At 47.0% G+C, this 14,438-nt stretch carries 16 protein-coding genes; 6 read left to right on the top strand and 10 right to left on the bottom strand.

Annotated elements, in window-relative coordinates:
- The first annotated feature begins 4 nt into the window (after positions 1 to 4).
- The 4 genes from JKY90_03270 (at position 5) to JKY90_03255 (ending at position 2,353) form a co-directional block, all read left to right on the top strand.
- On the top strand, positions 5 to 388 hold the full coding sequence (locus JKY90_03270) for a hypothetical protein (protein MBL4851289.1): 384 nt from the start codon (positions 5 to 7) through the stop codon (positions 386 to 388).
- A 39-nt stretch (positions 389 to 427) separates the two neighbouring features.
- Positions 428 to 1,204 carry an exodeoxyribonuclease III gene (gene xth / locus JKY90_03265; protein MBL4851288.1) on the top strand — a complete coding sequence of 259 codons (777 nt, stop codon included), beginning with the start codon at positions 428 to 430 and terminating at the stop codon, positions 1,202 to 1,204.
- A 119-nt stretch (positions 1,205 to 1,323) separates the two neighbouring features.
- A complete protein-coding gene (locus tag JKY90_03260) occupies positions 1,324 to 1,731 on the top strand; it encodes a rhodanese-like domain-containing protein (GenBank protein MBL4851287.1) in 408 nt (135 codons plus the stop codon).
- Positions 1,732 to 1,792: 61 nt separating this feature from the next.
- Positions 1,793 to 2,353: a hypothetical protein gene (locus JKY90_03255; protein MBL4851286.1), complete on the top strand. Its 561-nt coding sequence runs from the start codon at positions 1,793 to 1,795 to the stop codon at positions 2,351 to 2,353.
- A 144-nt stretch (positions 2,354 to 2,497) separates the two neighbouring features.
- On the opposite strand, the gene sufT is transcribed toward JKY90_03255, so the two are convergent.
- From sufT to JKY90_03205, 10 genes are all read right to left on the bottom strand, one after another.
- Entirely contained in the window at positions 2,498 to 3,028 is a 531-nt protein-coding gene (sufT, locus tag JKY90_03250) for a putative Fe-S cluster assembly protein SufT (protein ID MBL4851285.1), read from the bottom strand.
- A 22-nt stretch (positions 3,029 to 3,050) separates the two neighbouring features.
- A complete protein-coding gene (locus JKY90_03245; GenBank protein MBL4851284.1) occupies positions 3,051 to 4,280 on the bottom strand; it encodes a cysteine desulfurase in 1,230 nt (409 codons plus the stop codon).
- 12 nt (positions 4,281 to 4,292) lie between these two features.
- Positions 4,293 to 5,660: a Fe-S cluster assembly protein SufD gene (gene sufD / locus JKY90_03240; protein MBL4851283.1), complete on the bottom strand. Its 1,368-nt coding sequence runs from the start codon at positions 5,658 to 5,660 to the stop codon at positions 4,293 to 4,295.
- Positions 5,657 to 6,430, bottom strand: a complete 774-nt coding sequence (gene sufC, locus JKY90_03235; GenBank protein ID MBL4851282.1) for a Fe-S cluster assembly ATPase SufC — start codon at positions 6,428 to 6,430, stop codon at positions 5,657 to 5,659. The genes sufD and sufC overlap by 4 nt, the downstream gene beginning before the upstream one ends.
- Before the next feature lie 32 nt (positions 6,431 to 6,462).
- On the bottom strand, positions 6,463 to 7,911 hold the full coding sequence (gene sufB / locus JKY90_03230; protein ID MBL4851281.1) for a Fe-S cluster assembly protein SufB: 1,449 nt from the start codon (positions 7,909 to 7,911) through the stop codon (positions 6,463 to 6,465).
- 198 nt (positions 7,912 to 8,109) lie between these two features.
- The gene (gene metW, locus JKY90_03225; GenBank protein MBL4851280.1) at positions 8,110 to 8,706 is read right to left on the bottom strand and encodes a methionine biosynthesis protein MetW; all 597 of its coding nucleotides are present in this window, start codon (positions 8,704 to 8,706) and stop codon (positions 8,110 to 8,112) included.
- Positions 8,693 to 9,865, bottom strand: coding sequence for a homoserine O-acetyltransferase (locus JKY90_03220; GenBank protein MBL4851279.1), 1,173 nt, complete (start codon positions 9,863 to 9,865; stop codon positions 8,693 to 8,695). The genes metW and JKY90_03220 overlap by 14 nt, the downstream gene beginning before the upstream one ends.
- A 150-nt stretch (positions 9,866 to 10,015) precedes the next feature.
- Positions 10,016 to 11,983, bottom strand: coding sequence for a dynamin family protein (locus JKY90_03215; GenBank protein ID MBL4851278.1), 1,968 nt, complete (start codon positions 11,981 to 11,983; stop codon positions 10,016 to 10,018).
- A 201-nt stretch (positions 11,984 to 12,184) separates the two neighbouring features.
- Positions 12,185 to 12,757: a YggT family protein gene (locus tag JKY90_03210; protein ID MBL4851277.1), complete on the bottom strand. Its 573-nt coding sequence runs from the start codon at positions 12,755 to 12,757 to the stop codon at positions 12,185 to 12,187.
- Positions 12,754 to 13,584 (bottom strand): pyrroline-5-carboxylate reductase, encoded by an 831-nt coding sequence (locus JKY90_03205; protein MBL4851276.1) that lies wholly within the window; start codon positions 13,582 to 13,584, stop codon positions 12,754 to 12,756. The genes JKY90_03210 and JKY90_03205 overlap by 4 nt, the downstream gene beginning before the upstream one ends.
- Before the next feature lie 285 nt (positions 13,585 to 13,869).
- Between JKY90_03205 and JKY90_03200 the strand changes: the two genes are divergently transcribed.
- Together JKY90_03200 and JKY90_03195 are read left to right on the top strand one after the other, a co-directional pair.
- A complete protein-coding gene (locus JKY90_03200; protein ID MBL4851275.1) occupies positions 13,870 to 14,259 on the top strand; it encodes a hypothetical protein in 390 nt (129 codons plus the stop codon).
- On the top strand, positions 14,256 to 14,438 hold a 183-nt coding region (locus tag JKY90_03195; GenBank protein ID MBL4851274.1), incomplete at its 3' end, for a hypothetical protein. The genes JKY90_03200 and JKY90_03195, both read left to right, overlap by 4 nt.

Below are 14,438 nucleotides of genomic sequence, written 5' to 3'. Positions count from 1 at the left end.
AACTATGAAATTCATCCAATTAAGCCTTTTTTTGCTATTTTCAGTTGTTATTATTGCCTGTGAGCCAGCAACTGAGCCTGAATCAAGCACAAGCTCGATTACACCATCACGAATCACCATTACAGGTCTTTATAATGGCCAGTTGTTAGAGCAAGGTAATGTGACCATTGAATATGTATTAGTTCCTGAAACAGCAGGTAACGTTGCCATGCTCTATGTTGATAATGGTGACCCGCAGCCGTTGCCAGGTTTGACAGGGAAATACGAGGTGACAGGAATAGAGCCCGGTATTCATACGCTGAAAATTAAAGAAATGAGCGCAGACTTTGTTGCTACGGGTTATTTCGACGAAGTTAATTTTATTGTTCAATATAAAGATGATTTTTAGTTTGCCTGCTTATTGCACATTTTAGTTATTTCACTTTCTATGAAAATTATTTCTGCAAATTTAAATGGTATTCGTGCTGCGGCGCGTAAGGGTTTTTTTGACTGGATGCTGCAACAAGATGTTGATGTGGTCTGTATACAAGAAACCAAAGCGCAGCTTCATCAATTGTCCGATCCCGTGTTTTCTCCGGAGGGCTATCATCGCTATTTTCACGATGCGGAGAAAAAGGGTTATAGCGGGGTTGCCCTTTACACGCGTCACAAACCCGATAAGGTTATAGTCGGCCTAGGTTGGCCTGATGTCGATTGTGAAGGCCGTTATATTCAGGCTGATTTTGGTCAACTGAGCGTGGCATCACTGTATCTTCATTCGGTTTCAGCGAGTGAGGAACGACAAGCGCTCAAGTTTGATGTAATGGACAGGTTAATGCCGCGTTTGCGTGAGATGAAAAATGATGGCCGCGATTATGTGATTTGTGGCGACTGGAATATCGCTCACAAGAAGATCGACATCAAAAACTGGCGTGGCAATCAAAAAAATTCAGGTTTTTTGCCCGCAGAGCGGGCTTGGCTCGACACTCTGTTCGACGAAGTCGGCATGGTGGATGGTTTTCGTGTCGTTAACCAGCAAGAGGAGCAATACACCTGGTGGTCAAACCGTGGTCAGGCTTGGGCTAATAACACGGGTTGGCGCATCGATTACCATGTCATCAGCCCTGGTTTGGCCGACAAGGTGCTTGCGGCGGGTATATACAAGGATGAACGCTTCTCTGATCACGCGCCTTTAATTCTCGATTACGACTATAAAATAGAGTAACTTTCACCCTTTCTGCTAACCTATTTAGTTGACGTAATAATTACTGTAGAGGTAAGCTAATTTGTGTCATGCTCAGTTCAATTGAGTGTCACTTTAGTTTGGCTTGGAGAGGGATTGTCATGTCGTCAGTAAAATATTGGGCTATTGCGTTATTGGCGCTTTGCCTGGTGGCATGTGATGCCGAGCCTAAAGTCAGCATGATCGACCAGGATGCCTTGGTTGCGCGAATCCAGAGCAACGATGCGCCAGTTGTCATCGATGTGCGGCCTGAAAAGGACTATGCCAAGGGCCATATCCCGGGCGCAACGAATATTCCCTATAGTCACTTGGTAAAATTCCTCACCGAGGTGCCAGCCGAGAAAGGCGATGACATTGTGCTTTATTGTGAGACAGGTGTTTTTGCTGACAAAGCGATAGATTTGTTACACCAGAGCGGTTGGCGAAAGCTCTATCATCTGGAAGGCAATATGGTGGAATGGCGCAAAGCCGGTTTACCCACTGGTTTGATGCGGCGGGCTCCATCTTGAACCGAGTTTAGCGTACAATAGAGCGTGTTAAGATACACGCTTATTTACTGGTTTTTTGATTATGGATCGTTTGTTTTCAGCACGTTATAGCGCAATTATTGCGATTATTTTATTTGCGGCGCTCAGTCGCTTGCTGCCTCATCCGCCGAATTTCACTGCTATAGGTGCCATGGCCTTATTTGCAGGCGCCTTCTTGCCGCTTGCTATTGCCTGGTTAGTACCTGTTATTGCCATGCTTATCAGTGACCTGGTGATTAACAATGTGTTGTATGCAGAGTTCTACGGCCAATTTGTTTGGGTTAGCCCGAGTGCAGCGTGGACAATGCTTGCTGTTGCTTTGATTACCGTGCTGGGTTCTCAGTTGTTAGCCAAGGTCTCTGTATTGCGATTATTTGGTGCCAGCCTGTCTGCATCACTGCTGTTCTTTTTGGTCAGCAATATTGGTCCGTGGTTAAGCATGGAGATTTATCCTAATACCGTATCCGGGCTCATTGCTGCCTATATTGCGGCGATACCTTTCTTTGGTAATACCATCGCCGGTGATTTGTTCTTCTGCGCTATTCTATTTGGTGGCTTTGCTTTGCTGTCTAGCCGTTGGCGCTCTCTTAGAGCCGCCGCATAATACCCTCGTTCCCACGGTCTTCCGTGGGAATGCACACGCTAGCCAGCACATAGCAATATATGGATTCCCACGCGGAGCCTGCCCCCGTATCAAGTACGGGGCAGGCTCCGTGCTTGATACGGGGAGCATAGGAACCAGAAAATGCTACATCAGCCCCGTCTGTAAGCGCGCAGCCTCAGACATCATGCTCTGATCCCACGGTGGGTCAAACACCAGCTCACAATTAACTTCTGTCACGTTGGCAATGGACATGATTTTAGACTGCGCATCGTCGACCAATACTGGACCCATACCGCAGCCTGGTGCAGTCAGGGTCATGGTGATGTCTACCCGGTTGCCGCCATCATCCAGCTCAGTGGTTTTACACTCATAGATCAAGCCAAGCTCAACGATATTGACGGGGATTTCCGGGTCATAGCAAGTGCGTAGCTGTTCCCATACATCTTCTATATCAACCGGACCATCTACTTTGCTGACATCTTTTTTAATCAGTGTATGTTCCAGCCCCAGTGCGTCGGCATCTTCACCAGCGATACGCGCTAGATTGCCTGCAACGTTAACCGTGAAGCTGCCACCCAGGGCTTGTGTAACAACCACTTGGGTGCCGGAGGGAATAGTGATTTCAGTGCCGACCGGAATCAGCGTTGCTTTGCAGTCGCGTTTAAGAGGTATCAATGTCGTTAGTCCAGTATATTAATTATCGTAATAAAGCCAAAGCAGCATTCAGTGCGGCAATAAATCGTTTGATATCTTCTTCGTTATTATAAAACGCCAGCGATGCACGGGCACTGGCATTGATATGAAAAAATTCCATCACCGGCATTGCGCAATGATGACCAGCACGTATGGCAACCCCTTGTTGATCGAGTAATTCACCAATATCGGCAGCGTGTGCACCGTCAACTAAAAATGACAAGATGCTGGCTTTATTTTTTGCCTGGCCAATAATACGCAAGCCTTCGATGTTTTGTGCTTGTTGGGTCAAGACATCCAGTAAATGATGTTCATAAGCAGCAATATTATCCAGGCCAATGGCACTAAGGTAATCAATGGCAGCACCCAGGCCGATCACACCGGCAATATTCGGCGTGCCTGCTTCAAATTTATAGGGCAAGTCATTGTAGGTTGTACCAGAAAAGGACACGGTCGCAATCATGTCGCCACCACCTTGATAGGGTGGCATGGCCTCAAGCAGTTCTTGTTTACCGTAAAGTACACCAATACCGGTAGGGCCAAACATTTTATGGCCGGAGAAGGCATAAAAATCAACGTCCAGTGCTTGTACATCCACGGCAATATGGGCAATCGCTTGCGCGCCATCGACTAAGACAGGCACATCGTTTTGATGCGCGATTTTAATCATGTCTTCGATAGGGTTTATCGAGCCTAAGGCATTGGAGACGTGAACAATGGCCAGCAGTTTGGTTTTTGCCGAAATCAATTGTTTGAATTCATCAAACAATAATTCGCCACGCTGGTTAATTGGAATTACTTTTAGCGTTGCGCCGGTACGCTGGCAGAGCATTTGCCAGGGCACAATATTGGAATGGTGTTCCATCGCGCTAACGAGAATTTCATCGCCTTGACTAATATGGCTATGGCCATAGCTATTGGCAACGAGATTAATAGAATCGGTAGTGCCGCGAGTAAAAATGATTTCTTTTTCACTGGCGGCGTTAATAAAATTTCTAACTTTATGTCGTGCAGCCTCAAAGGCGTCGGTTGCGCGTGCGCTAAGTGTATGCACGCCGCGATGAACATTGGCATTATCGCGCTCGTAGTATTGACGTAGCGTATCAATAACGATTTGTGGTTTTTGTGTGGTCGCACCATTATCGAGATAGACCAAGGGTTTACCATTAATATCCTGCTTGAGGATGGGGAAGTCCTGGCGCCGTTGTTGGATGTGTGCGAATGAGTTATCCATTACCAATTATATTTAGGCAAATTCCCGAATAAATTCGCTGTCAGGTAGGCGACCGATAATCAGTGACGCGATTTGTTTGCGTAGCGAGTCCAGGCTAATGCGATCAACGACATCATTAATAAAGGCAACCATTAATAAATGCCTGGCATGTTCACGTGAGACGCCGCGTGATTGTAAATAGAAGATTGCTTGCTCATCAAGCTGGCCGATGGTCGCACCGTGCGAGCATTTAACATCATCGGCATAGATTTCAAGTTCAGGTTTAGTGTTGATATCGGCCAATTTTGACAGCAATAAATTACGATTGCTGAGATCGGCTTGCGTTTTTTGTGCATCTTTATCAACTAAAATCAGGCCATTAAAAACAGCACGGCTAGCACCATCTATAACGCCTTTGAATAGTTGATTGCTGGTGCAATGCGCTACTGCGTGATGCATTTTTATATGGCAATCACTCACTTGTTTGTCTTGAGTGAGATATAAGCCATTCACTGTACACAGCGCATTGTGTTCGGCCAGTGTGATTTGTATATTGACGCGTGCTATGGCGCTGCCCAAAGCAATGGGATACAAATTGAAACGACTGTCACGTGCTTGTTCGACATGTAACTCGGCAAGATGGTAGGCCAGTTTTGATTCGCGTTGGCAGCGATAGTGGTTTAACTCACTGTTCGCTGCTAACTTTATATTGGTGCGTGATAAGGTCAGGTTGTTTGTATCATCGTTGCCGACATAGCTTTCAACGATGCTGCATTGGCTGTTTTTACCGGCAAAAATCCAGTTGTTGATGGGCGTAATGGTTTGCTTGGTGTTAGTGGAGACAAACAAACAATGCAGTGGTCGCTCGATAATACTGTTGTCAGCAATAGTGATGATAACGCCATCGCGTAGTAATGCCTGATTTAAAGCATCGAAGGTATCGGGGGTATCAGGAGCATCATTGGCTTCATCACTTGCTTGCGATAACAGTGCTTTGGCCTCAATAGGTGAGTTGGCCAATAGCTCGGCCAGGTTTTTGATGGTGATACTTGAACTGTTAGGAATACTGGAAAGTCCAGCGTGATACATGCCGTCAACAAAGACGATTTCATCGCAATCATCAAGACGCCATTGTGCGATTTGCGCACTGTCGACGAGGTTACTTTGTGATAGCGCCGGGCTAATTTGAGGCGTGATCTGGGCAATGGCATATGTTGAGACGTATTTCCAGGCTTCGGTTTTGCGTGTGGGAAAACCGATTTTAACAAACTGGTCTAGTGCATTGCTGCGATATTGGCTAAGCCAATCAATATCATGTCCTGGCAAGGTATCAAGCATAGATACCAGCTCTGTTTGCCAGCTCAGGCTTTGTTTTAGGCTTTGTTTTGCCTGGGCATTCATGCAGCGCCTGCTTTGTTATCTAAGCTGGTATCAGTATCCAGCCAGGCATAGCCTTCACGTTCAAGTTCAAGCGCAAGGGTCTTGTCACCGGAACGTTGAATTTTACCGTCAGCGAGGACATGAACAAAGTCGGGTTGAATATGGTCAAGCAGGCGTTGGTAATGGGTAATTAAAATAAAGGCACGGTTTTCATTGCGCAGTTTATTAATGCCTTCGGCAACGATTCTGAGTGCGTCAATATCTAAACCTGAATCGGTTTCATCCAGGATGGCCAGGCTGGGTTCCAGTACGGCCATTTGAAAAATCTCATTACGTTTTTTCTCGCCACCAGAAAAACCTTGATTGACTGAACGGTTTAAAAAACTTTCGTCCAAGGCAACTAATTTGGCTTTTTCACGGACAAGTTTAAGAAAATCAACGGCACTGATTTCATCTTCGCCCCTGTGTTTGCGAATGGCATTCAGGCCAGCACGAAGTAGATAGGTGTTGTTGACGCCAGGAATTTCAACCGGATACTGAAAGGCAAGAAAGACCCCTTGCCAGGCGCGCTCTTCTGGCGCTAACGCTAATAAGTCTTGCCCTTTATAGGTAACGCTACCGCTGTCGATGGTGTAGCCATCACGGCCTGCCAGTATGTGCGAAAGAGTGCTTTTGCCCGAGCCATTGGGCCCCATGATGGCATGGACTTCACCCGCATTAACGTCAAGGTTAATGCCTTTAAGAATAGGTTTGTTGTCAATGCTAACGTGCAGGTCTTTTATACTTAACATGTGTGTTCCATAAATTCAGTGTTGTTAATTGATTATCCAACAGCGCCTTCGAGGCTGACGCTAAGCAGTTTGCCTGCTTCAACAGCAAACTCCATAGGCAGTTCTTTAAAGACGGTTTTACAAAAACCATTAACGATCATGCTGACGGCATCTTCTTCACTAATGCCGCGTTGCTGGCAATAGAACAATTGGTCTTCGCTGATTTTTGATGTGGTGGCTTCGTGTTCTACCTGGGCGCTTGGATGGCCCACTTCCATGTAAGGAAACGTATGGGCAGCGCAGGTATCACCAATCAATAGTGAATCACACTGAGTATAATTGCGTGCGCCTTCGGCGGTTTTGGCAATACGGACTAACCCACGATAGGAGTTCTCACCATGACCGGCAGAAATACCTTTGGAGATAATCGTGCTGCGGGTATTTTTACCCAGGTGAATCATCTTGGTGCCGGTATCGGCCTGTTGGTAATTATTGGTTAGCGCGACAGAATAAAATTCGCCTACTGAATTATCACCACGTAGCACGCAGCTTGGATATTTCCAGGTAATTGCAGAGCCAGTTTCAACCTGGGTCCACGACACTTTGGAATTAACACCGGCACACAGCGCGCGTTTGGTGACGAAGTTATAAATGCCGCCTATACCGTTCTCATCACCCGGATACCAGTTTTGCACAGTGGAATATTTAATCTCGGCATTATCCAAAATAATTAATTCTACGACGGCAGCGTGTAATTGGTTTTCGTCACGCATGGGCGCGGTACAACCTTCGAGATAGCTGACGTGAGAGCCTTCTTCGGCGATGATCAGTGTGCGTTCAAATTGACCAGTTTTGGCTTCGTTAATACGGAAATAAGTCGATAGCTCCATCGGGCAACGAACGCCTTTAGGGATATAGACAAAGGAGCCATCACTGAAAACGGCAGAATTCAGTGTCGAGAAAAAGTTATCGCCAGTCGGCACGACAGAGCCGAGATATTTTTTGACTAACTCTGGATGACTGTGCACGGCCTCGGACAAGGGGCAAAAGATGACGCCGGCATCGCGCAGCTTTTCTTTAAAGGTAGTAACCACTGAGACACTGTCAAATATGGCATCGACTGCGACACCTGCGAGCATTTGTTGCTCAAGCAAGGGAATACCCAGTTTTTCATAGGTTTCCAACAGTTTGGGATCAACCTCGTCGAGACTTTTTGGCCCATCGCCAGGTAATTTTGGCGCCGAGTAATAGCTGATATCTTGGTAATCAATCGGCTCAAAGCGAACATGGGCCCAGGTCGGCTCGCTCATCGTTAACCAACGGCGATAGGCTTTTAGGCGCCACTCAAGCATAAACTCGGGTTCACCTTTTTTCTTGGAGATGACGCGTATGACATCTTCGCTGAGACCGGCACCAAGGGTGTCGGTCTCAATATCAGTGACAAAACCGTGTTTATATTGTTTGTCTACAAACGCTTGTACGTCGTTGCTGGTGCTGGCCATATTGCTTTACCTGGCTGAACGGGTTGAATATTCAGGAATTTTACTGTTCTGTAGATTGCTGGGGTTACTGGATATTGAATACCCATAAGTTTGCTAGGGTTAATACTTGACCAATTTAGTCAGGATTAGAATACAATTTCCGACTAAATTGGTCAAGTATTGATACTGTTAATTAAGGTATTGAATTTGCTAATGAATCTATCGAGATTTCAAGCGATACAGGGCGATTTCACCAAAAAAATTGGGTAACCAACGCATGGCAAGGGTGCTGCGATGGGCGTAGTTGACGACGGTGCGTTGGGCAATACGGATCGATTTTTTTTCACACAGTGCTTCGAAATCGTTCAGCGTACAAAGGCGGATATTCGGCGTATTATACCAGGCGTGAGGCAGCGAATCGGACAGCGGCATGCGACCTTGCAATGCGATATTCATACGGCTACGCCAATGGCCAAAATTAGGGAAGGTGACAATGACCTCGCCTCCGACACGCAACATCTCATCCAGTAATTTATCTGGGTAGCTAACCGCTTGTAGAGCCTGTGTCATGATGACATAGTCAAAGGCATTATTATTGAAATCAGCCAGCCCTTCATCGAGGTTGATTTGCAGCACGTTAAGCCCTTTGTTGAGACACAAGCTGATATTGTCATCCTCAATCTCAAGACCGTAACCGCTAGCATGCTGATGTTCGATAAGGTGAGCCAGTAGCGTGCCGTCACCACAGCCGAGATCCAGTACACGACTGTCGGGGTTGATCCAGTCATTAATGATTGCGAGATCAGGTCGTAACATGTGTATTGTTCGGTAGGGCTAATTGACGCATATTGGCGCGCAACACCTCCATGTAGTGGGGGATGTCCATCAGAAATGCATCATGACCTTGGTTGGCAGTAATTTTGGCATAGCTTACATCACGATTATTGTCGAGCAAGGCTTTGATGATTTCGCGTGAGCGTGCCGGTGCAAAACGCCAGTCGCTGGTAAAGGAAATAATATGAAAGCGTGCTCTGGTCATGGATAGAGCGGCCGACAAGTCATTATTATAATCTCGTGCGGGATCAAAATAGTCGAGTGCGCGGGTCATCAATAGATAGGTGTTGGCATCAAATTGGCCAATAAACTTCTCGCCTTGATAGCGTAAATAACTTTCCACTTCAAACTCTACGTCGTAGCTAAACTGATAATCACCCTGTTTTAATTCACGGCCAAACTTTGCCAGCATCGCATCATCAGAAAGATAGGTGATGTGGCCAAGCATGCGCGCCAGCATAAGACCGCGTGCTGGCTCGGTGTTATGTTTGCAATAGTGCCCATCATGGAAGTCAGGGTCAGTAATGATAGCGCGCCGTGCGACTTCGTTGAAGGCAATATTTTGCGCAGACAAATGTGGCGCTGCGGCAATAATAAAGCAATGTTTGAGTCGCTCAGGGTAATCGATAGACCACTGCATGGCCTGCATGCCGCCAAGACTGCCACCAATCACTGCTTGCCAGCAGTCGATATTAAGTCTGTCTGCCAACTGCGCTTGAGTATTAACCCAATCCTTAACAGTAACAAAGGGAAAGTCTGGGCCGTACGCTTGGTTTGTCTCAGGGTTGATGGATGTTGGGCCTGTTGAGCCTTTACAACCGCCGATGTTATTACTGCAAACGACAAAGAATTTATTGGTGTCAATGGGTTTACCAGGGCCAATACAAGTTTCCCACCAGCCTGGTTTCTTATTGCTGGGGGAATGATAACCTGCTGCATGGTGGTCGCTCGACAAAGCATGACAGATCAATATGGCATTATCATGCTGGGCATTGAGAGTGCCGTAGGTTTCGTAAATTATCTCAAAACTAGGTAGTGTCTTCCCGCATTCGAGTAAAAGTGCTTGATCAAAGCGGATGACGCTGGGTTTAACAAGACCAACAGAGTCAGCAGCAAAGGCGCCGAGGGTTTCGTTAGGCATTTTAAGGTGTCAAATTCAGAAGCGGATTGCACCCCAAGAGCCTGCCCCCGCGAAAGCGTGGAGGTGCGAGCACTCCTAAATAGGGCATGTTGCGCCAAGTCTAGCTGTGTCGACAGCACCGCGCAAGCGGTATGACTACTAGAGGTGTGCTTAGCTCGGTTCGGCTTCAGTTAGGCGCGCTTTGAGTTCGTGTAATTCAGCTATCATTTGTTCTGCGGCGCTTTGCTTGACTTCCAGCATGCTCAATTTGTCGCGCATCGATGTTCTTGAGTCGCTAACTTTTGAGAATATCTCAATATGGCGTTCCATGTTTTGACGCATTTCATCAACATGCATGGTGATGGGGCGTAGCGATTCTTGCACCCATTTATCGATGTCTTCGCGTACATCATGGAACAAGCCACGGACATGGCTGACCATGGAGATAAAGAATTTTTTAATAACCAGACTTTGCTCGGTCATGGTGAGGTCAGCACTATCTCGCCACTGTGCCCCTTGTAAGTAAAGCTTATCAAGATGATTGCGGTGTTTGACTATATTGAGTGGTTTAAGCTTGATACCGGCTAAACCATGGTCTTTTTCCATGTGTTTATAGACGACTGCAAAGCTTTTGACCATTTTATCACTTTGGCTCATGCCGACTTGCATGGTGTCGCGCACACTATCAAAAAAGATACTGATCTGTTGGCGCAAGCCAAGCGTAGTGAGAGCGCTAGACATGTCTTTACGTGTACGGGCAACAGCGTAGTCCATTGCATTAAGATCAATAGTCTCACGTATCAACCTGGCTTGTAATTTAAGCTTGCTTGTGGTGGTTTCTGTGTAGGTGATACAGCGATGGTAGCCCTTTTTGGCTGTCTGAATTTTTTGTGCGATTTGATCTGAAAGTTCAGTGCTTTTATGGCCGAGTGTATGCAATTGTTGATGTTGCTCAATTAAGTAGTCGATTTGTGTGCGTTTTGCATTCGCCACATCATCGAGAATGCTGCCAGTGTCATTAACCACTTTTTGCCAGACAATACGCTGCTTGCCAGGCAAGATTTCGTTAGCCAGATAGCTTTCAAGTTCAATAATTCGACTGGCATCGAGCAGGTCGCTATCTTGTTTGACCTTTGCCACCAGGGCTTTTTGCGCGGAGACGGGTAGCACACGTGATTCTTCAATACCTAATACATGGGCAGTGGCACGACATTGGCTATCGATAGTGTTAGCGATTTGCTCTGCTGACTTCATTTCGTCCCATAGCGTGTCGATTTTATTGAGTACGGCAATAAGTCCGTCACTGCCATTTTTGCGGTAACCAGCAATATGTTTGCGCCACATTTCAAGGTCACTACGTGTAACACCTGTGTCTGCGGCGAGGACGAATAACACAGCCTCTGCTTTTGGCAGCATGCTGATAGTGAGCTCTGGTTCAATACCTAAGGCATTGAGCCCGGGTGTATCGAGAATGGCCAGGCCTTGTTTGAGCAAAGGGTGTGGAAAGCTGATTCGAGCATGGCGCCAGACGGGTATTTCAACGTGCCCTTGGGGTGTGACTATATTGGTCTCTAAGTCGACCTCTTCAGTTAGCAGGCCGAGCGCTTTGGCTTCATCGACAGTGACAGATTTGACCTTGGCCAATTCTTGTAAGGCGTCGGCCATCTGATCAGGCGATTGCATATCGAGCTCGATAATATGCCAGTAGTCACGATTATGGCTGTACTCCTCAATACTGAGATCTTCAAGCCGTGTTTCGATGGGCAGTAATTGAATGTAAGCACTTTTGAGTACGTCATCGTAAAAAATTTCGGTAGGGCACATTGTTGTACGGCCGACATCAGACGGTAATAAGCGCTGCTGATAATCAGCAAAGAAAATCGCATTGATGAGTTCACTTTTACCACGTGAGAACTCTGCCGCAAAGGCGATAGTGAGCTTATCTGACTTTAGTGATTGGCAATTCTCAAAGATGCGTAGATCTAGCTCAGCACTGCTTAATTTGTATTTATCAAGCCATTGACGGGTATCGCTCAGCGCACACAATAGCTCCTGCCGCCATTTGTCATAGGCATGCATTTGCCGCGTAAAATGATTGATGCGGCGATCGTCATCTAGATCGTGTGCGGTAGCCACCATGTTATATGGTGCCCGTAAAATATAGGTGTGGCATAGACATCTATTCCCCAGTAATAGCCCCTAATGTATCTGACTATACACAGCAGCACTATCACGCTTTGTGCGCCAGATCACACTACCAACACGGCGTGTGTTTTATCTGAACACAGACAACGACTGACGGCGAGCTAAGATCTCGGCCAATGAATCAATGCCAGTGAATTAAAAGGATGTGGCTAAGTTACTTAACGACCAGTCAGCGAAGATCTTGATTATTTGCAGGCAGACGATAGCGAGGATTGGCGATAAATCTAAACCGCCAATGGGGGGGATAATTCGACGAAAAGGGCTTAATACAGGCTCAGTCATCTGATGTAGCAGTCCAACCATCGGGTTTTGACTGCCTTGGCCGACCCAGCTAAGAATGACTGAGACGATAATCATTGCAATAAAAAGCATGATAGCGAGTCCGACCAGTTCTGATGCGGCGGTGAGGATGAGAATGCCTACGCCAAAGCTAAGCCCTTTAATTGTGCTAACCAGTCCAATTTCGATGACCTTAAGAATGACCATTAAAACGATAGCGGCGAAGTCAATACCGCCCCAGCCAGGAATGATTCGGCGCAGTGGTTTCAGTGGTGGATTGGTGATTTTGACTAACAATTGCGAAAGTGGGTTATAAAAATCCGCACGCGCCCATTGCATAATAAAGCGCAGCATTACCGCAAGAATGTAGATGCTAAAAATGGTGCTAATGATAAGCACCGCTGATTGTTCAAAGGGATTACCAGTCATGATTTTTCCAATAAATTCGCCATTTCGATAGAGCGCTCTTGCGCAGTGGTTAACGCTTCAGTAAAGAGCTTATCGATCTTTTTATCGAGAAGTTTATTTATTGCACGTTCGGTGACGCCACCGGGTGAGGTCACCCGTCTGCGTAACTCTGCGCAATCCATCTCGCTTTCCAACGCCATTTTGGTAGCGCCATAGCCCGTTTGTAAGGTCAATAGGCGCGCTGTTGCAGCCGTCAGACCCATTTTTTCGCCAATATTTTGCATAATTTCCATCACCAAAAAGAAATAAGCAGGGCCGCAGCCTGACAATGCAGTAATGGCATCCATTTGTGATTCGTCATCAACCCAAAGTGCGACACCAACAGCGCGTAGTATCGATTCTGCCTGTTGGCGTTGCGCATCAGACACGACGTCTGTGGCAAACAGTGCTGCGGCGCCAGCGCCAACCAGCGACGGCGTGTTAGGCATGGTTCTGACGATTGCGTGTGATGCACCTAGCCAGTTTTGCAAGGCTTGACAACGAATGCCAGCAGCGATCGAAATAATAAGTGGTTTAGACTGGGTAAGGTGCGGCTCTAGTTGCCGACAGAGACCTGCTATCATCTGGGGTTTCACCGCCAGCACGATAATATCAGCACCATAAGCGGCTTCGATATTGTCGATGGTCGTTTTTACGCCCATATTGGCGCTAAGCTGTGTACATTGTTGCGCATCATGGTCTGAGGCGACAATATTCTCGACAGGGTAATGATCATTGATTAGCCCGCCAATCAGACTGCGAGCCATGTTGCCTGCTCCGATAAAACTAATTTTGAGGTCTGTATTCATGGTTTAGTGTGTCTTGCCTGGTGGGTGAAAGTAGTTAGCATACCGGCATGTTTCTGCTTTGCCAATGTACCCCCACGCTTTTTCGGGGGCAGGCTCTTGGCTACGATTTGTGCCTGATATGACTTGTGAGCCTCTCAATCTATCTCCTCAGAATTTCCCTGCTTACCACGGTGCTGCGTGTCAACGGCTTAAAAAGCTAAATTTTTTGCGTGACGAGTCGTTATAACACTGAAGGGAATGAATTTTTATTGATCTGTCTGATGACAGGCTAAGGGAACAGCAGAGATGAAGAAGAAAAGTATTGATACTACTATCCGCGCGCTACTGTTGGGTAGCACTCTGTTGCTGACCGCTTGCGGTGGTAGCAGCTCTACTTCAGCAACCGATGTCGCAGAAGCCCCTGCTACCGCCGCCAGCCCCACGCTGAGCTTCAGTCAGACCAAAATCTTCCGTTTCGCCTGGACCGATGTGACTGATGCCACGTTCTACCGACTCCAGGAAAACCCCGATGGCATCACCGGATTCAGCCGGGTTGGCGCTGACATTGCCCAAGGCACCGAAACCGTTGATCTTGTCGTGCCGTTGCACGCTCGCATCAATGCCCAATACATGCTGCAAAGCTGCAACGCGACAGGCTGTATTGATTCAGCTGCGTCACCGTCAGCGACAGCCTGATCGCCGCCATTGGTTATATCAAGGCGAGCAATACTGGGGCAAATGATTTCTTCGGCCGTACTGTGAGCCTCAGCGGCGATGGCAACACACTGGCGGTGGGTGCGATTGGTGAGCGCAGCAACGCCACTGGTATCAATAATGGTGATGAGACCAACAACGCAGCAACACAAAGCGGCGCT

The organism is Gammaproteobacteria bacterium, from assembly GCA_016765075.1.
GTDB lineage: Bacteria > Pseudomonadota > Gammaproteobacteria.
This window is presented reverse-complemented; position numbering and strand designations above follow the sequence as displayed.

What these genes read in the sequence shown, in the direction of transcription:
- JKY90_03270 (MBL4851289.1), top strand. Translation starts at nt 5, where the DNA reads ATGAAATTCATCCAATTAAGCCTTTTTTTGCTATTTTCAGTTGTTATT.
- JKY90_03260 (MBL4851287.1), top strand. Translation starts at nt 1,324, where the DNA reads ATGTCGTCAGTAAAATATTGGGCTATTGCGTTATTGGCGCTTTGCCTG.
- JKY90_03200 (MBL4851275.1), top strand. Translation starts at nt 13,870, where the DNA reads ATGAAGAAGAAAAGTATTGATACTACTATCCGCGCGCTACTGTTGGGT.
- sufD (MBL4851283.1), bottom strand. Translation starts at nt 5,660, where the DNA reads ATGAATGCCCAGGCAAAACAAAGCCTAAAACAAAGCCTGAGCTGGCAA.
- JKY90_03205 (MBL4851276.1), bottom strand. Translation starts at nt 13,584, where the DNA reads ATGAATACAGACCTCAAAATTAGTTTTATCGGAGCAGGCAACATGGCT.
- sufC (MBL4851282.1), bottom strand. Translation starts at nt 6,430, where the DNA reads ATGTTAAGTATAAAAGACCTGCACGTTAGCATTGACAACAAACCTATT.
- JKY90_03245 (MBL4851284.1), bottom strand. Translation starts at nt 4,280, where the DNA reads ATGGATAACTCATTCGCACACATCCAACAACGGCGCCAGGACTTCCCC.
- metW (MBL4851280.1), bottom strand. Translation starts at nt 8,706, where the DNA reads ATGTTACGACCTGATCTCGCAATCATTAATGACTGGATCAACCCCGAC.
- JKY90_03210 (MBL4851277.1), bottom strand. Translation starts at nt 12,757, where the DNA reads ATGACTGGTAATCCCTTTGAACAATCAGCGGTGCTTATCATTAGCACC.
- JKY90_03255 (MBL4851286.1), top strand. Translation starts at nt 1,793, where the DNA reads ATGGATCGTTTGTTTTCAGCACGTTATAGCGCAATTATTGCGATTATT.
- JKY90_03215 (MBL4851278.1), bottom strand. Translation starts at nt 11,983, where the DNA reads ATGGTGGCTACCGCACACGATCTAGATGACGATCGCCGCATCAATCAT.
- xth (MBL4851288.1), top strand. Translation starts at nt 428, where the DNA reads ATGAAAATTATTTCTGCAAATTTAAATGGTATTCGTGCTGCGGCGCGT.
- JKY90_03220 (MBL4851279.1), bottom strand. Translation starts at nt 9,865, where the DNA reads ATGCCTAACGAAACCCTCGGCGCCTTTGCTGCTGACTCTGTTGGTCTT.
- sufB (MBL4851281.1), bottom strand. Translation starts at nt 7,911, where the DNA reads ATGGCCAGCACCAGCAACGACGTACAAGCGTTTGTAGACAAACAATAT.